We start from the raw sequence: 16,451 nt of genomic DNA, 5'->3' as shown, positions 1-16,451 counted from the left end.
TGGCATGAAGAACCGTCCTCGGGGCGGTCTGGGACGGGGCCTGGGGGCGCTCATCCCGACCGGACCGGCGCCGACCGCTGTCATCGAGCCGAGCGAGGCCGTCGAGCCGCCAGCGACGGCCGAGCCGTCGGCCGGCGTCGCCGCTGGTGCGTCGGCGGCTGAGGCGTTGCCCGCCGCGGCGAGTCTGCCCGTGACGGCGCAGCCTGAGCCGCAGCCCGAACTAAGCCCGGTGCCGGGTGCCCGGTTCGCCGAGATCCCGGTCGACGCGATCGTGCCGAACCCGAAGCAGCCCCGCCAGGTGTTCGACGAGGACGCACTGGAGGAGCTGAAGACCTCGATCCAGGAGGTCGGCTTCCTCCAGCCGATCGTCGTACGGCAGCTCGACGAGGAAAAGTACGAGCTGGTCATGGGCGAGCGGCGCTGGCGGGCCGCGCAGGCCGTCGGGCGGGAGAACATCCCGGCGATCGTGCGGGACACCCGCGACGACGCCATGCTCCGCGACGCGCTGCTGGAGAACATCCACCGGGCGAACCTGAACCCGCTGGAAGAGGCCGCCGCGTACCAGCAACTGCTCGACGAGTTCGGCGCCACCCACGAGGAACTCGCCCGGCGCATCGGGCGGAGCCGGCCGCAAATCTCGAACACCATCCGGCTGCTCAACCTGCCCGCCCCGGTGCAGAAGCGGGTCGCGGCCGGCGTCCTCTCCGCCGGGCACGCCCGGGCGCTGCTGAGCCTCGACGAGGCCGAGGCGCAGGAGCAGCTCGCGCTCCGGATCGTCGCCGAGGGCCTCTCGGTCCGCGCGACCGAGGAGATCGTCGCGCTGGCCCTGAGCGACGGTACGAGCAAGAAGGAAGCGGCCAAGCGTCGCCCGAAGCCCCACGCTCCCGCCCTCACCGATCTGGCCGACCGGCTCTCTGACCGGTTCGACACCCGCGTGAAGGTGGACATCGGCCGGAGCAAGGGCAAGATCACCATCGAGTTCGCGACGGTCGACGACTTGGAGCGGATCGTCGGCCTCATCGGCGTCGGCCAGGAGGAGGAGCCGGAGGCCTGATCCAGTCGAGGGCTTCGCTCCACGCTCGGGCTCAGCGCCGAAGCGAACGGCAGCACCGCCGGCCGCGTGACCCCCGGGGCACGCGGCCGTTCCATGCGCTGCCGATCGAGCCGCCGGTCGCACGTCGACTCGCGCGTCCGGGAGCTGGAACGACGGCCGGCGTTTCACGTGAAACCTGAGGCGCGGCCGGGACGGTGCTTGAGCCGCCCTGGCCGTTTCACGTGAAACCCGTCCGCTCCCGGTGGCGCCCCGGCTGTGTGCCCGACCCGTTGTGGCGCTTGCCGGCCTGGCTCGAACTCGCCAGTCCCAGCCCTGAGCGTCTGCCCCATCGAATGAGGGATCAGCTCGGGGGTGGGTCGGCACCGCGCGACGGGAGACCGGCGGGCGCCGGGCAGGGGCGGGGCCGGTCCCCAGTGAACCTCGCGGCCCGGCCTGCCGCGGCCGAAGTCGCCCGGTTACGACGACCCGCGCGCCGAGGCGTACGTGGAGCGGCGGAGTCAAGGAGTCTTCAAGCCAACGGCGCTGCGGCGAGGCGATCGCGCCCAGCTTGCTCGCCGGGCACGTGGAGGGGGCGCCACGCGGAACGGGAGGGGAGACCGACCGCCCACGGCGGCGGGCCCCTGGCGACGGCAACCACGGCGACGGGCGGCAGTGGCGCGGGAGCCCATCGGAGCGCGACGTCGGACGGCGCGACGTGAGCGGTGTGAGCGGGTCCGGCAAAGACGCGCAGGCGGGTCTGTCCTCCTCCGTCCCCACGCCCTTTGCCAGCGTCCGGCCGGCCCTCGGCGTCCCCCGGGATCTCCGATGGCACGCCGAGCAGCGGACGGCATTGGCGGTGGCTGACGAGCGACGACGAGACCCGTCCGACATGCCTCCGGTTTCATGTGGAACCGGCGAGTACGACCCGGCGAAGCGGAGCGCCACCACGCCAAAGTTATCCACAGCGGTTATCCACAGGCTGCCCCGTTTCACGTGAAACCCCGCGTGGAACGGGGTGACAGCCTGTGGATGACGCCGTGTGTCGGGCGTCTCATCGGCCTGTGGGGGCCTGTGGATACCTGTGGACAGAGCGGCTCCGTGTTGGCGCGTGATGGCCGGATCGGCGTGGTTCCGTGGATGGTCCGGGTAGGGACAGCGGTGCCGGAAACGGTTAGTGTCAGCGTCGTGCGCGACACCCCTCCCTCAGTTCCGGACTTCACCCAGTGGCCGTCCTTTCCCTTTGAGGGCGACCTTCGTGTCAAGCAACTCGATGACCCGGTCCCGGTCGAGCCGCTCCGCAAGGGCGAGGGGCACCGGGAATGCACCGCCTGCAACGCCCCCGACGATGCCTACATCTGGGTGGGCGAGCGATGGCGGGTACGCGCCATGGACCGCCCCACCGGGTTGCCGATGGTGTTGATCCTGGAATCCCGTTCGCATCTGGACCTCGGCGACCTGCCGAATCTGCTGGCCGCCGAGCTTGGGGTGATGACCGTACGGCTGGAACGGGCCATCCGGTCCCTCGACGGGGTCGCGCGGGTGCACGTCAACCGCTGGGGCGACGGATCGGCGCACCTGCACATGTGGTTCCTCGCCCGGCCCTACGGCCAGCTCCAGCTGCGGGGGACCTTCCTCTCCCTCTGGGACTCCATCCTGCCGCCCATCTCCGAGGCGCAATGGCGAGAGAACCTCGCCATGGTGGCCGCCTGGCTGGCGGAGTTCGGCGGCCGCCCGCTGGCCGAGCCGCCGCGCATCCAGTGGCAGACGCCGTCCAGCTTCACCGGGCAGCCCACGGTCGAAGCCGCCCCACTGGAGGGCGAGGCGGTGTCCGTGATCGAGTCCGCCGAGGAGACCCCGCCGGCCGAGGAGCCGGACGGCGAGGCGTCCGAACGGTCGGGCACCTAGGGCTTGTGTCGAAGTCCGTCGCAGCCACTCGCGGGCCAGAGCCATCGAGGCGATCCCCCCTGAGACCGTGACCGCCCCCGCGGCGGCACCCGTGCGCCCTGGCACTAGTCTCCTGAAACCATGCGGACTCGCCTCGGGAACTTCCTGGTCGTCCTGGTGACCTTCGTGCTCATCGTGCCGGCCGCTTCGGCGATCTGTGCCGCGATCGTCGGCGGTGTCCAGCACGACCTGTATCCGGTTACCGCCGGCATCGGCGCCATCGGCGTGGTGTTCATCATGACGGTGGTTGCGGGCAGCGGCCGTCTCTGGCCGGCGTTGTTGACCACGCCATGCGGATACCTCGCCGCCTGGGGCGTGGCCACGGCGGTCGCCGCCGTGGACCGGAACGAGAGCGCACCTGTCGTGATCGGGGCGATGGCGGGAGTCGCCGGTCTCGTCCTCGGCCCACTGTCGTCGTTGCTCATCCCACCGCACAGCCCGCGCCGGACGGTCCTCGACATCTTCGACGTCGTCTGAGCCCTGACAGCCGCACCGGCACCTGACCCACCGGAGCGCGGACCGTCCGCGGTGGACATGCGTCGAGCCTCCGGTCGGCGTCGAACGACCAATCAAGTTCGGGCACCACCGCCGAATCGGCAAGCCCTAACATTGCCGGCATGGCTACGCGGCTCGTGCAGATCAACATGAAGGCTCGGGACGACTCCGCGTTGGGCGGTTTCTGGGCGGAGGTGCTCGGCTGGGGAGTCTCCAGCGAGGGACCCGGCGTGACCAACCTCGAACCCGAGGGCTTCGTCTACCCCAACCCCGTCGCCGTCTGCCTCGACCTCGTCGTCTCCCCGGAACCCAAGACGGTGAAGAACCGCGTGCACGTCGACCTCGCCACCACCTCGGCGGCCCATCAGGCGGAGGTGGTCACGCGCCTGAGGGATCTCGGCGCAACCCCTGCCGACGTCGGCCAGGGCGACGTCCCGTGGACGGTCCTGGCCGACCCGGAGGGCAACGAGTTCTGCGTGCTGGACCCCCGACCGCTCTACCGGGACACCGGACCGATCGCCGCGGTGGTGGTCGACTGCGCGGATCCGCGAGCCATGGCCCGCTTCTGGGGCGAGGCCATGGACTGGGCCCTGCACGAGGTGACCGACCACGAGGCGGTACTGCGCTCCGCCAAGGGCGTCGGCCCGTATCTGCGGTTCCTCCGCACACCCGACGCGAAGACCGGGTGGAACCGCGTCCACCTCGACGTGCGCCCGTACCCGGGTGACGACATGGAGGCCGAGGCGGCCAGACTGCGGGCTCTCGGCGCCACCGCCGTCGACCTGGGCGAAGCCAAGGTCGCGTGGACCGTCCTCGCCGACCCGGAAGGCAACGAGTTCTGCCTCCTCACCCCTGCCTGACCCGAACCCTCGTCAGCCGCTCACCACGGCCACCGGGCCGTACTCCGCGACGCGCCTCGGACGCCCGACGGGACCCACCCCGAGGAGGTGTTCCGGGCGGCCGCGCGCGGCCCACGCCGGCCACGGCGGTGGACCGGTCGATCAGGGGTGCCGGGCTGCGGCGCGGGCCACCAGGGTTCCGACCATCCTGCCGAAGTCCAGCCCGGCGGCCTGGACCGCGAGCGGCAGCAGCGAGGTTTCGGTCATCCCCGGTGAGACGTTGACCTCCAGCACGTGGGGCCGCCCGGCGGAGTCCACGATCAGGTCGACGCGGCTCAGGTCGCGCAGGCCCAGCGCGGTGTGCGCGGCCAGCGCGACGTCGGCCACCGCGCCGGCCACCGCCGGCTCCAGCCGCGCGGGCGTGTGCCAGGTCGTCCGGCCGGCGGTGTAGCGGGCCGCGTAGTCGTACACGCCGTTGCGGGGCACGATCTCGACCGCGGGCAGGGCGCGCGGCCCGTCACCCAGGTCGACCACGGAGACCGCCACGTCCATGCCGGGCACGTACCGTTCGACGAGCGCCGTCGAGTCGTACGCGAAGCAGCCGACCATCGCGGCGGGCAGTGACGCGGCGTCCCGGACCACGGCGGCGCCCAGCCCCGAACCGCCCTGGGTGGGCTTCACCATGAGCGGCAGCCCCAGCCGCTCGACGATCCGGTCCAGCACCGCCACGGCGCCCAGCTCGGAGAACCGGTCGTGCGGAAGGGCGACCCAGTCCGGGGTCGGGATGCCCGCCTCACGGAGCACCGCCTTGGCCGAGGGCTTGTCCCAGGCGAGCCGCGACGCCCGGGCGTCGCACCCCACGTACGGGATGCCGCAGAGGTCGAGCACGCCGCGCAGCGACCCGTCCTCGCCGGTGGCGCCGTGCAGGGCGATCACCACGGCGTCCGGCGGATCGGCGGTCAGGGCCGGCAGCAGTGCCACGTCGGCGTCCCGCAGCTCGGCGTCCACCCCGACCGCACGCAGCGCGTCGAGCACCCGGCGCCCGGACCGCAGCGAGACGTCACGTTCGTAGGAGAGCCCGCCGGCGAGCACCAGCACCCGCAGGTCGGAGGTGACGGCGTCTTCGGTCACGCCGGAACGGTCGGCAGCGGTGGGAACCATGCCGGAATCATGCCAAGTCGGGACCCGGCGTGTCCGAGCCGGCCTGCCCCCGCCGCGCCCCGGGGCGGCCGACCGTGCCGAAGACCCGCCGCATGGCGATGTCCTGCTCCATCACGCCGGCCAGCCGGCGTACGCCCTCGCGGATCCGCTCGGGGGACGGGAACGAGAAGTTGAGCCGCATGTTGCCGCTGCCGGTGCCGTCGGCGTAGAAGCCGGTGCCCGGCACGTACGCCACCCGGGCGGCGATGGCCCGGGGCATCATCGCCTTGGAGTCGAGACCGTCGGGCAGGGTCGCCCAGACGAAGAGGCCGCCGCCCGGCGTCGTCCAGGTCGTGCCGTCGGGCATCAGGTCGTCCAGCGCGGCGAGCATCGCGTCGCGCCGTTCCCGGTAGACCTCGCGGTAGACCTTGAGCTGCTCCCGCCACGGCATCGTGCCGAGGTAGGTGGAGACGGCGGCCTGCGCGTAGCCGCTCGGGCAGAGGATCTGCGCCTCGCTGGCGATGACCAGCTTGTCGCGGACGGCGTGCGGCGCGAGGATCCAGCCGACCCGCAGGCCGGGGGCGAAGGTCTTGGAGAAGGTGCTGAGATAGAAGACCCCGTCCCGGCGCCGCGCGCGCAGCGGCGCCGGCGCGTCCCCCTCGAAACCCAGCTGACCGTACGGGTCGTCCTCGACCACGAGCAGGCCGGCGCGCTCGCAGATGTCGAGCACCCGCTCCCGCCGCTCCTCGGTCAGCGTCACGCCGGTCGGGTTCTGGTAGGTGGGGATGGTGTAGAGGAACTTGACCCGCCGGCCGGCGCGCGCCTGCTCGGCGATGACCGCTTCCAGCGCCTCGGGGATGAGCCCGTCGTCGTCCATCGGCACGTGCACGACCTGCGCCTGGGCGGCCTGGAACACCCCGAGCGCGCCGACGTAGGTCGGGCCCTCGGCGAGCACCACGTCCCCCGGGTCGAGGAAGAGTCGGGCCACCAGGTCGAGGGCCTGCTGCCCGCCCACGGTCACCACCACGTCGTCCGGGGACGCGCCGCAGGCGGCGTCGATGCCGGAGAGCGCCATCACCTCGCAGATCCGCTCGCGCAGCTCCAGGGTGCCCTGGCCGATGCCGTACTGGAGGGTCGTGGCGCCGTGCTCGGCACCGAGCCGGCCGAGCATCTCGCCGACCGCGTCGAGCGGCAGCGCCGCGATGTAGGGGGCACCGCCGGCGAGCGAGACCACCTCCGGCCGACTGGCCACCGCGAAGAGCGCGCGGATCTCCGAGGCGGTCATGCCCCGCACGCGGCGGGCGTACCGGTCGGTGTAGTCGTCGAGCGTCGTGCCGGTCATGACATCACCTCGATGGCTGCTCGGGTGGCTCCCGCCCCGGCGTACCCGGGACACCGGCGACCATGGCGACGCGGGACGCCGGTGTCGATCCTAGTCGCCGCCTGGCAGTACGCCACCGTGACGGTGACCGGCGTCCACATCGCGGACCCCGTTGGCGCCTCGGAGGGAGAGGCATTCGCGCGTCCCCTCCCGCGGCGTCCGTTTGCGGCGTACGATCGCTCGTCGGGGGCAGGAAGGCGGCGTTGTCGTTCCGTGCCGGCCTCACCTCCGAGCCTAATGTGGGGATGCACCAATGTCGCGACGTCTGGTCAGCTTGACCCTCGACACCCTGGAGGACCTGCCCCGTCCGTGCCGGCAGTGCGTCTACTGGGAGCTTGATCCGGTTTCGGCGGACCGCGCCTGTGCCGCGGGCGACCCGGGGCTGGAGAAGGAGGCCTGGGTCTCGCAGACGCTGCTGGAGTGGGGTTCCTGCGGCAAGCTCGTCTACGTCGACGGCATGCCGGCCGGCTTCGTCCTGTACGCCCCACCGGCCTACGTGCCCCGCTCGATGGCCTTCCCCACCTCCCCGGTCTCCGCCGACGCCGCGCTGCTGATGACGGCCAACGTGGTGCCCGCCTTCGCTGGCGGCGGGCTGGGCCGGATGCTGGTCCAGGGTGTCGCCCGGGACCTCACCAAGCGCGGCATCAAGGCGATCGAGGCGTTCGGCGACGCCAAGTTCGGCGACGCGGCCGACCCCGCCGGCACCTGCGTCGCCCCGGCCGACTTCTTCCTCTCCGTGGGCTTCAAGACGGTCCGCCCGCACCCGCGCTTCCCCCGCCTGCGGCTGGAGCTGCGTACCGCGTTGAGCTGGAAGTCCGACGTCGAGTACGCGCTGGAGAAGCTGCTCGGCTCGATGAGCCCCGAGACGCTGCTCCGCCCGGTCCGTCCGGCCCCGGCCACCCGCTCGACCGCGGGCTGACCCCGCGCCGGCGCGTCCGGTCGGCGGCCCGGCACCCAGCAGAAGCTGAGGGGCCTCGCGGCCACGCGCTCCGGGCAGGAGGCGGCAGGCAGCAGGCGGGCGGTTCAGTCCACCACCGTGCCGGCGGCCACCACCGCCCGCAGCTCGCTCACGTCGATCGAGCCGGTGGGCACGTCCCGCTCCACGGGGAAGTACATCCGCTGCACGGCGGCGACGATGGCCTCCACCACCTTGTCGCGGAACCGGGGGTCGACCAGCCGGGCCCGGTCGGCGGGCGAGGTGAGGTAGCCGACCTCGACGCGTACGGCCGGCATCCGGGTCAGCCGGAGCAGGTCCCACGCCTTCGCGTGCGTACGGCAGTCGCGCAGGCCGGTGCGGGCCACGATCTCCCGCTGCACCAGCCCGGCCAGCCGCTCCCCGGTCGCCGAGGTCACCCCGTTGTCGGTGCCGTAGTGGTAGGTCGCCACCCCCTCGGCCTCCGGGTTGGCGTGCCCGTCGAGGTGCAGCGAGATGAACACGTCGGCGCCGAGCGAGTTGGCCAGCTCCGCCCGGCCGACGTCCGGCAGGCAGTCCTCCGGGGCCGGCCCGCGGGTCAGCTGCACGCGGACGCCGGAGGCGGCGAGCCTGCCCTCCAACCGGCTGGCCAGGTCGTGCACGAGATCCGCCTCGCTCCACCGCAGCGACCCGTCCGGTACCATCACGCCCGGGTCGGTGCCCCCGTGCCCGGGGTCGATGACGACGGTCCGGCCCACCAGCGTCGGGCCGGACTGCCGGATGGCGTCGGACTCGCGCAGCCACTGCGGCCGCCCGCCCACGACCTTGCGGCCGAGCCGGCGCAGCGCGTTCATGGTGTGCGGACCGCACGAGCCGTCGGGCGTCAGCCCGACCTCGCGCTGGAACTGGGCGACCGCCCGGGACGTCCGTACGCCGTAGATGGCGTCCGCGCGGCCGACGTCGTACCCCATCTCCAGCAGCCGTTCCTGGAGCGAGCGGACGTCCTCACCCGTGAGCGGCTCCGGGACGGCGTGGTAGAGCGTGCGGGCGCCGAGCCGCCAGCGGGCGGCGTCCAGGGCCCGCCAGGTCTCCGCACCGACCCGGCCGTCCACGCTGAGCCCCCGGGACTGCTGGAAGGCCCGCACGGCCCGTTCGGTGTGGGTGTCGAACTCGTCGGCGTCCGGTGCCGTTGGGACGAGCAGGTCGAGGCCGGTCAGCACCGTACGGATCTCCGTCACCGCGGGTCCACGGTCACCGGGTCGGATCGGACGCACGCACGACCCCCTCTGCACGGACGGTTGCTGGCCGGGCGGCCCCGGGTTGAGGTTATGCGCTCCGGGGGCTCCGGGTGTGGCACGTCGGGAAAAACGCGTCGACCCCGTGCCCGGGGGACCGGGTACGGGGTCGACGTGCGTCGGTGCTGCTCAGAGCGCCGATTCGATGAGCTTGACGAGCTCGCCCTTCGGCTTGGCGCCGGCGATCGACTGCACCGGCTCGCCGTTCTTGAAGACGGTGAGGGTCGGGACCGACATCACCCGGTAGGTGCGGGCGGTCTCCGGGTTCTCGTCGATGTTGAGCTTGACGATGGTGACCTGGTCGCCCATCTCGCCGGCGATCTCCTCCAGCAGCGGCGACACCTTGCGGCACGGCCCGCACCACTCGGCCCAGAAGTCCACCAGAACCGGCTTGTCGGACTTCAGCACGTCGGCGGCGAAACTCGCGTCGGTGACCGACTTCGTTGCTCCCACTATGACCCTCCTCCTCCAGATGTTTTCGGTTGTTCAGCCCTGCAGCGTGGCGATGAAGCGCTCGGCGTCCAGCGCGGCGGCACAGCCCGTGCCGGCGGCGGTGATCGCCTGCCGGTAGGTGTGGTCCACCAGGTCGCCGGCGGCGAAGACGCCGGGCACGCTGGTCCGGGTGCTCGGCGCCTCGACCTTGACGTAGCCCTCGTCGTCCATCTCCACCTGCCCCCGGAAGAGCTCGCTGCGCGGGTCGTGGCCGATGGCCACGAAGACGCCGGTGACGTCGAGGACCTTGGACTCGCCGGTGTGCGTGTTGCGCACCCGCACGCCGCAGACCTTGCCGTCGTCGCCGAGGATCTCCTCGACCACGGTGTTCCACTCGACCTTGATCTTGTCGTTGCTCAGTGCCCGCTCGGCCATGATCTTGCTGGCCCGGAAGGAGTCCCGGCGGTGGATGATGGTGACCGAGTCGGCGAACCGGGTGAGGAAGCTGGCCTCCTCCATCGCCGAGTCGCCGCCGCCGACGACCACGATGTGCTGGTTGCGGAAGAAGAAGCCGTCACAGGTCGCGCAGGACGAGACGCCGTGGCCCAGGTACTCCTGCTCGCCGGGCACGCCGAGCGGACGCCACGCGGAGCCGGTGGAGAGGATGACCGCCCTGGCCCGGTATGCCGTCTGGCCCACCCAGACGGTGCTGACGGCGTCGGAGCCCAGGCTGCCGGTGTCCTTCAGCTCGACCCGCGTCACGTCGTCGGTGAGGAACTCCGCGCCGAACCGCTCGGCCTGCTTGCGCATGTTGTCCATCAGCTCGGGGCCGAGGATGCCGTCGGCGAAACCGGGGAAGTTCTCCACCTCGGTGGTCGTCATCAGCGCACCGCCGGACTGCACGCCCTCGATGATGAGCGGCTTGAGGTTGGCGCGCGCCGCGTAGACCGCCGCCGTGTAACCGGCCGGCCCGGAGCCGATGATGATCAGGTTGCGGACCTCGTCCACTGCCGTCTCCCGATTGTGTTGTTCGCCATCGGCGCGCACCGATGCCGATCCGATGCCGACGCCCTCGCGGTGCCGGCACTTCGATGTGCAGAACGTCATCGTACGAACCGGGGATTCCCGAGCCGGTCATCCGGTGGGTCAGGTCACGTGGACGGTCAAACGCCCGGTGGCCGCGAATTCACCCTACCCGCGTGCGGTAGCGGCTGTCCGAGCCGGACCCGGGCACCCCGCATTCCGGCCCGCTCGCCCAGGCCCAGCGCGCTCCCGTGGCGTCGGTGAAGCGCACGATCAGCGCCGGGCGGCCCTGGAACCGGGCGTAGTCGACCACGTCGACCACCAGCGGACCGTTGCCGTGCTCGGCCTTGATCTCGCCGATGCAGGCTCCCAGCGCGGCGGGGTCGGTGAGCCGGTCGAGCCCGGTGGCGGAGCCGGGCAGCCGCCCGCCCTCCGCCTGGACGCCGGGCTGCTCCCCGGGCGGACCGCCGGTGAACAGCGGTGACTTCGGCGACGACGGCAGGGCGGCCAGGGACTCGGGGGTGTAGTCCGTCCCGCTGCGCACCGACGGCTCGCCGGCGATGCGGAACGGCGTGGCGGCGGCGGGGCCGGCGTCCTCACGGTTCGCGGTGCCGGGCATCGCGGTGTCCGCGGCGCCGCCCAGCTGCTGGTCCCTGGTGAGCTGGTTGACGCCGAGCCCGACGGCCGCGATCGACACGGCGGCCAGCGCGACCGGCCCGGCCAGCCGGGTCCAGCGGCGCCGCCGTCGTCCCGGCCCGGTGCCCCCGCCGCGGCCCGGCTCCGACCGGGGTACGCCGGCGGGACGCCTGCCGGACCCGCCGAGCGGCTGCGTCGGCACCGCGCCGGCACCCGTCCTGACCGTCGGCTGGCTCTGGGCCGGCTCTTCCTCGGCGGACGCCGCGCCGTCTCCCGCGCCCCGGCCGCCCGCCCCCGAACGGCCCGGCTCGGAGTGGCCCGGCTCGGAGTGGCCCGGCTCGGCGCCCGTGGTGCCGAGGCCGGACGCGGTGGCGTGGGCCAGCGCGGCGACGATCCGGTCGGCGACGTCGGCCGGCATCTCGGGCGCGGGCGCGCCCCAGGCGGCCAGGTCCGCGCGGACGTCCGCCACGGCCGGGGCCAGCAGCGCGTACGCCTGTGCCCAGGCCGCGTCCTCGTCGACCAGTCGGGCGACCAGTTCCTCGTCCGGGGTGCCGTCCAGCGCTCCGCCGAGGTAGTCGGCGAGCAGGTCGTGGTCGACCTCCCTGAACCCCCCGGCCGTCACGCGTCCTCCTGGTGGACATCCCGCCGGGACCGTCCCGACCCCGATCGGACGCCCTCGGGCGACTGCGGGTTCCCTCGGGTGACGGCCGGCACGTTCGGACCCGCCGTCGGGGCCGGTTCGGCCCGTTGCGGGGTGGACTGCGGCTCCGCCTGCGGCGGGGTCGGGCGGGGACGCAGGTGCCCGAGCTGCGTCGCCAGGCGGGCCCGGCCCCGGGCGCACCGGCTCTTGACCGTTCCCTCGGCCACGCCGAGGATCCGGGCGACCTCGGCGACGGGATAGCCCTGCACGTCGACCAGGATCAGCGCCGCGCGCTGCTCGGGCGGCAGCTCGGCGAGCGCCTGCCGGACCACGAGCGCCGTGTCGTGGTCCTGGACGGGGGCCGCCGGCTCGACGCCCCCGGTGCCGGAGTCGGTGTCCCGGACGCCGTCCGGCAGCGGCACCGTGGGGTGCGCCTGGCGGCGGCGGATCCGGTCCAGGCACGCGTTCACCACGATCCGGTGCAGCCAGGTGGTGACCGCCGAGTCGCCCCGGAACCGGCCGGCGGCCCGGTGGGCCGACAGCAGGGCGTCCTGGAGGGCGTCGGCGGCCTCCTCGCGGTCGCCGAGCGTGCGCAGGGCCACCGCCCAGAGCCGGTCCCGGTGCCGGTGGAAGAGCTCGGCGAAGGCGTGCCGGTCGCCGGCCACGTGGGCGTGCAGGAGGTCGAGGTCCGCCGCCCCGGCCGGCGGCGCCGACGACGCGACCGGCGGACCCACCGGTCCACCGGTCGTGCGTTCCCCGGGCACGCCCATCACCACGTCCGGCGGATGCGGTGCCCGGAGCGCGGTGACCGACTCACGATCCCTGGACCGTGATCTCCTGGACGCCGAGCTTGTAGCCGCCGTCGCTCGACGGCAGCTCGGTGATCCAGAACAGCAGGTAGCGGTACTTCTGGTCGGCGTTGAAGCCGTTGAAGGTCATCTTGGTGCCTTCGTGCTCCTCGAACGGCTGGCCGATCGCGGTCTTCTTGTATTCGGTGACGAGCGCGTCGTCCCCCGCCGAGGTCGAGGGCTGGTCGTTCGTGCCCGCGAGGAGCTGGGCGGAGGCGCCCCGGGCGGAGAGCACGACCTGCACCGACTTGACGGTGCGCTGGTCGCCGAGGTCGATCCAGACCCCCATGCCCTTCTTCAGGTTGCCGAAGTTGGACCGGTTGTAGGTGTCGGTCTCCCAGCCCTTGTCCTCGTCGTTGTCGAAGACCTTGTCGGCTCCTTCGAGCTCGTCCCGGGACTTGCTGTCCGGGTCGATGATCCGGGCGGCGCTGATCTTCAGCGGCCCGGCCGTGACGGCGGCCGGGGTGGCGTCGCCACCGGGCGCGTTCGACGAGGGCGCGGCGACCGGGTTGGTCTGTGGGCCGTCGTCGCCGCCGCGCAGGGCGGTGATGCCGATCAGCAGGCCGACCAGGGCGACCGCCAGCAGGCCGGCGATGCCGATCGCGACCTTGCGTCCGCCGGCGGCGGCCAGCGGCGACGGTTCCTCGCCGGTGTCGGGGGTGAAGCGCAGCGGGCCGCCGTTGTCCAGGAACTGCTCGTCGGCCGGCACGTCCAGCCGGGCCAGCTCAGCCGCGAGCACGTCCGACGAGGGCGGCTCGATCTCGGCGTCGAGCAGGTCCATGGTGAGGTCGTCGAGGTAGGCCGGCACGCCCGCCCGGACCTGCCGGGGCGCGGCGAGCGCACCCCCCGCGTCGCGGACGGCGTCGGGGATGGCGGCCCGGCCGTGGCCGGCGGTGGCGCCCCGCAGCGGGGCCTCGGCGTGCGGCCAGTGCCCGGTCAGGGCGAAGTAGAGGACCCCGCCGATCGCCCGGACGTCGCTCTGCTGGCTGTCGGCGCCGTCGGTGCGCGCGTCGGCCAGCACCACCCGGCCGTCGTCGCTGATCATCACCGTGCCGGGGTGGACGTTGCCGTGCACCATGCCGGTGGCGTGCACGGCGGCGAGGGCGCTGGCCACCGCGTTGCCGATGGTGGTGGCGCGGGCCGGGTCCAGCGGGCCGTCGGCGACGAGTTCGCGCAGCGACCGCCCGTCGACCCACTCCCGCACCACGTACGCCCGCTCGGCCTCGTCGATCGCGTCGTAGACGCCGACCAGGTTGGGGTGGATGACGCGGCTGGCGGCGACGGCGCCCTGGAGCATCTCGGTGGCCGAGTCGCCACCCGGGTAGCGCAGCACGACCGCGACGGGACGGCGCAGGATGACGTCGACCCCGCGCCAGACCAGCCGACCCGCGCTGTCGTTGTTGATGTGCTCGACCAGCTCGTAACGCTCGGCGAGGATCTCACCGGCCGTGGGAGCACCGAAGGTCGTGACCTGAGGAACGCTCTCCTCTGCCTCCTGACCCTCGCCGACCTGGGTCACCCGTCCTCCCTCGGTGATCGTGTCGATCGATGGACCCGCGCTGCTGGGCATGTGGCTTCCCGCTCTGCCTTCGAAGGAACCGGCCGACCGGTGTCGACGCGGAGCGTCGGCGCCTGCCGTACCCGTCGAGAGCGACCTTACCTGGGTTGGCGGTCTCCCCGACATGTCATCTTCGCGCCGCTCCCGGGCCGAGCTGCCGGTAGGCGACCGGCCTGTCCGGTTGCTCCCGTTGTCAGCCACGTTGCTGGCACATGTACTGGCCAATCTAGAGGTTGACCACAAGCACCCACAGGGAGGGGGCCGGCCGGTGCGGCGATCGCGCCGACGTCGCCGGGGTTCCCCCCGACCGGCCCACCATGCTCAGCCGTACGGCTGGTTATCCACAGGCCGATCCGGTGGCTGAGCGGTGAACCGCGGAGTTATCCACAGGCGCATCCCCAGGCTGGTGATCCTCGTTCACAGAGAGTGCAGTCCGCCCGCAGGGCGCCCGCCAGCGACTTCGCCGGCCGCGAAGCCGAGGTGGCGGTGACCCGAAAGACGGGTTTCGGTCAGCGGCCCAGCCGGCGGCGGACCATGCCCACGACCTCGGTGATCTCGCCGATCCGCAGCACCATCGCCAGCCCGAGGTACGTCCCGCCGATCACCCCGCCGCCGACGACGAGCTGGACGATGGCCTCCAGGCGACTCGGCGTGTCGTCGCCGGGCAGCAACTTGACCACGATGAGGCCGACCACCGCCGCGCCGAGCGCCGCGACCGCGACCCGCCCGCCGGTGCGCATGATCTCGCCGAGGCCGATGCGGCCCACCCGGGGCCGCAGCAGCCAGGCCGAGGCGATGGCGGCGGCCAGGTAGGAGACGGCGTTGCCGATCATCATGCCGGCGCCGGCGAAGGCTGGCGAGAAGGCCACGAAGAGCACGATCTGCACCCCGATGCGCAGCGCCACCACCGGGATGTTGACCAGCGCCGGGGTGCGGGTGTCCGGCAGGGCGTAGAAGGCGAAGGTGAAGAGCTGGCTGACCGCGAACGGCACCAGGGCGAGCGCGGCGGCGAGCAGCACCACCGACGTCGCGGTGGCGTTCTCCTCGTCGAAGGCGCCCCATCGGAACAGGGTGAACGCGATCGGGGTGGCGAGGACGGCGTAGCAGACGGCGATCGGCGCGAGCACCGCGGTGACCGTCCGGGTGCCCCGGGACAGGTCGGCGGCCAGGTCCGCGTACCGGCCGTCGGCGGCAGCGGCGCTCATTCGGGGCATCAGCGCGGTGATGATCGACACGGCGATGATGCCGTGCGCCGTCATCAGCAGCAGGAAGACGTTGTTGTAGATCAGCGGACCGGCGGCGTTCTCCCGGCCGGCCCGGTTCAGCAGGTTGAACAGCACGATCAGGCCGATCTGGCTGACCGCGACGTAGCAGAACATCCACGCCCCGAGCCGGCCCAGCTCGCGCAGGCCCAGCTCGCGGAAGTCGAAGCGCAGCTTCCAGCGGAAGCCGACCTTGCGCAGCGCCGGCAGCAGGCCGGCGGCCTGGATCGCCACGCCGAGCAGGGTGCCGCCACCGATCAGCAGGATCCGCCCGGTGGTCATGTCCTCCGGCCGGATGATGTCCGCGCCGAAGATCGCGATGTAGAGGCCGGCGGTGGCGATCACCACCAGGTTGTTCAGGATCGGCGCCCACATCGGGGCGGCGAAGTGACCCCGGGTGTTGAGCACCGCGCTGATCAGCGCGCTCAATCCGGAGAAGAAGATCATCGGCAGCATCAGGCGGGCCAGCGCCGTGACCAGGTCCGAATAGCCGCCGGTCGACTCGCCGCTGCCGTAGAGCCAGGTCAGCGTGGAGGCGAACAGCACCGCGAGCAGGGCCGCCACGCCGAGCGCCAGCACCGCCAGGGTGAGCAGCCGCTGGGCGTACGCCTGGCCGCCGTCCGCGTCGGACTTGCGCCGCCGCACCAGCACCGGGATCAGCACGCTGGTGAGCACGCCGCCGAGCAGGAACTCGTAGACCATCCCGGGCAGGATCTGCGCGGTGGTGTACGCGTCACCGACCAGCGCGCCGCCGAGGGCCGCCGCGATCACCAGGTTGCGCAGGAAGCCCGTACCCCGGCTGACGAGGCTGCCGATCGCCATCACCGCGCTGTTGGTCGCGGCGCTGGCCTCGCCCACCTGCTCCTGCGGCGGCGCGGTCGACTCCATGGCCGGCTGGTTGAGCGGCTCGGCGGAGATGAACGTGGCGCCGTCCGACGGCCGGCCGGGCGCGGCGCCGCCCTGGGCGGCGTTCGCGCTGCGGTAGAGACCGCCGCTCATCTTGTCGCCTCCA

The 16,451-nt window shown here is 72.8% G+C and carries 13 protein-coding genes and 1 pseudogene; 5 read left to right on the top strand and 9 right to left on the bottom strand.

Translation table 11 applies throughout. The annotated features are described in order from the left end of the window. The first annotated feature begins 4 nt into the window (after positions 1-4). The 4 genes and pseudogenes from AB0G08_RS03375 to AB0G08_RS03360 all read left to right on the top strand — a co-directional run bounded on the left by AB0G08_RS03375 (position 5) and on the right by AB0G08_RS03360 (position 4,332). Entirely contained in the window at positions 5-1,054 is a 1,050-nt protein-coding gene (locus tag AB0G08_RS03375; RefSeq protein ID WP_358082441.1) for a ParB/RepB/Spo0J family partition protein, read from the top strand. A gap of 1,164 nt (positions 1,055-2,218) precedes the next feature. Continuing rightward, a pseudogene (locus AB0G08_RS03370) lies at positions 2,219-2,812 on the top strand (hypothetical protein); the annotation flags it as partial. A gap of 246 nt (positions 2,813-3,058) precedes the next feature. Further along, complete coding sequence (locus AB0G08_RS03365) at positions 3,059-3,454, top strand: hypothetical protein (RefSeq protein WP_358082438.1); 396 nt, start codon at positions 3,059-3,061, stop codon at positions 3,452-3,454. A gap of 140 nt (positions 3,455-3,594) precedes the next feature. Beyond that, the gene (locus AB0G08_RS03360; protein ID WP_358082435.1) at positions 3,595-4,332 is read left to right on the top strand and encodes a VOC family protein; all 738 of its coding nucleotides are present in this window, start codon (positions 3,595-3,597) and stop codon (positions 4,330-4,332) included. 141 nt (positions 4,333-4,473) lie between these two features. Here AB0G08_RS03360 and AB0G08_RS03355 read toward each other — a convergent pair whose 3' ends face one another. After that, positions 4,474-5,472: a D-alanine--D-alanine ligase gene (locus AB0G08_RS03355; RefSeq protein WP_358082431.1), complete on the bottom strand. Its 999-nt coding sequence runs from the start codon at positions 5,470-5,472 to the stop codon at positions 4,474-4,476. Between the two features lie 7 nt (positions 5,473-5,479). Next, a complete protein-coding gene (locus tag AB0G08_RS03350; protein WP_358082428.1) occupies positions 5,480-6,793 on the bottom strand; it encodes a PLP-dependent aminotransferase family protein in 1,314 nt (437 codons plus the stop codon). A 292-nt stretch (positions 6,794-7,085) separates the two neighbouring features. On the opposite strand from AB0G08_RS03350, the gene AB0G08_RS03345 reads away from it, so the two are divergent. Next, complete coding sequence (locus AB0G08_RS03345; protein WP_210834776.1) at positions 7,086-7,751, top strand: GNAT family N-acetyltransferase; 666 nt, start codon at positions 7,086-7,088, stop codon at positions 7,749-7,751. A 104-nt stretch (positions 7,752-7,855) separates the two neighbouring features. Here the strand turns inward: AB0G08_RS03345 and AB0G08_RS03340 are convergent, their stop codons facing one another. From AB0G08_RS03340 to murJ, 7 genes are all read right to left on the bottom strand, one after another. Then, on the bottom strand, positions 7,856-9,019 hold the full coding sequence (locus AB0G08_RS03340; RefSeq protein WP_358082425.1) for an N-acetylmuramoyl-L-alanine amidase: 1,164 nt from the start codon (positions 9,017-9,019) through the stop codon (positions 7,856-7,858). A 150-nt stretch (positions 9,020-9,169) separates the two neighbouring features. Then, positions 9,170-9,493, bottom strand: a complete 324-nt coding sequence (trxA, locus tag AB0G08_RS03335; protein WP_088996685.1) for a thioredoxin — start codon at positions 9,491-9,493, stop codon at positions 9,170-9,172. Between the two features lie 33 nt (positions 9,494-9,526). Then, positions 9,527-10,480 (bottom strand): thioredoxin-disulfide reductase, encoded by a 954-nt coding sequence (gene trxB, locus AB0G08_RS03330; protein ID WP_358082422.1) that lies wholly within the window; start codon positions 10,478-10,480, stop codon positions 9,527-9,529. 178 nt (positions 10,481-10,658) lie between these two features. After that, positions 10,659-11,753 carry a hypothetical protein gene (locus AB0G08_RS03325; RefSeq protein ID WP_358082420.1) on the bottom strand — a complete coding sequence of 365 codons (1,095 nt, stop codon included), beginning with the start codon at positions 11,751-11,753 and terminating at the stop codon, positions 10,659-10,661. After that, on the bottom strand, positions 11,750-12,541 hold the full coding sequence (gene sigM / locus AB0G08_RS03320) for an RNA polymerase sigma factor SigM (protein ID WP_358082417.1): 792 nt from the start codon (positions 12,539-12,541) through the stop codon (positions 11,750-11,752). Before sigM ends, AB0G08_RS03325 begins: the two co-directional genes overlap by 4 nt. 43 nt (positions 12,542-12,584) lie before the next feature. Further along, entirely contained in the window at positions 12,585-14,189 is a 1,605-nt protein-coding gene (locus tag AB0G08_RS03315; RefSeq protein ID WP_358082414.1) for a protein kinase family protein, read from the bottom strand. Between the two features lie 497 nt (positions 14,190-14,686). Next, entirely contained in the window at positions 14,687-16,438 is a 1,752-nt protein-coding gene (gene murJ, locus AB0G08_RS03310; protein ID WP_358082412.1) for a murein biosynthesis integral membrane protein MurJ, read from the bottom strand. Between the last annotated feature and the right edge of the window lie 13 nt (positions 16,439-16,451).

The organism is Micromonospora sp. NPDC023644 (assembly GCF_040640115.1).
In the GTDB taxonomy this organism is placed as follows: domain Bacteria; phylum Actinomycetota; class Actinomycetes; order Mycobacteriales; family Micromonosporaceae; genus Micromonospora.
This window is presented reverse-complemented; position numbering and strand designations above follow the sequence as displayed.

Excerpts from the sequence above, each read along its gene's own strand:
- AB0G08_RS03375 (WP_358082441.1), top strand. The coding sequence starts at position 5 with ATGAAGAACCGTCCTCGGGGCGGTCTGGGACGGGGCCTGGGGGCGCTC.
- AB0G08_RS03365 (WP_358082438.1), top strand. The coding sequence starts at position 3,059 with ATGCGGACTCGCCTCGGGAACTTCCTGGTCGTCCTGGTGACCTTCGTG.
- AB0G08_RS03360 (WP_358082435.1), top strand. The coding sequence starts at position 3,595 with ATGGCTACGCGGCTCGTGCAGATCAACATGAAGGCTCGGGACGACTCC.
- AB0G08_RS03355 (WP_358082431.1), bottom strand. The coding sequence starts at position 5,472 with ATGGTTCCCACCGCTGCCGACCGTTCCGGCGTGACCGAAGACGCCGTC.
- AB0G08_RS03350 (WP_358082428.1), bottom strand. The coding sequence starts at position 6,793 with ATGACCGGCACGACGCTCGACGACTACACCGACCGGTACGCCCGCCGC.
- AB0G08_RS03345 (WP_210834776.1), top strand. The coding sequence starts at position 7,086 with ATGTCGCGACGTCTGGTCAGCTTGACCCTCGACACCCTGGAGGACCTG.
- sigM (WP_358082417.1), bottom strand. The coding sequence starts at position 12,541 with ATGGGCGTGCCCGGGGAACGCACGACCGGTGGACCGGTGGGTCCGCCG.
- AB0G08_RS03315 (WP_358082414.1), bottom strand. The coding sequence starts at position 14,189 with ATGCCCAGCAGCGCGGGTCCATCGATCGACACGATCACCGAGGGAGGA.
- murJ (WP_358082412.1), bottom strand. The coding sequence starts at position 16,438 with ATGAGCGGCGGTCTCTACCGCAGCGCGAACGCCGCCCAGGGCGGCGCC.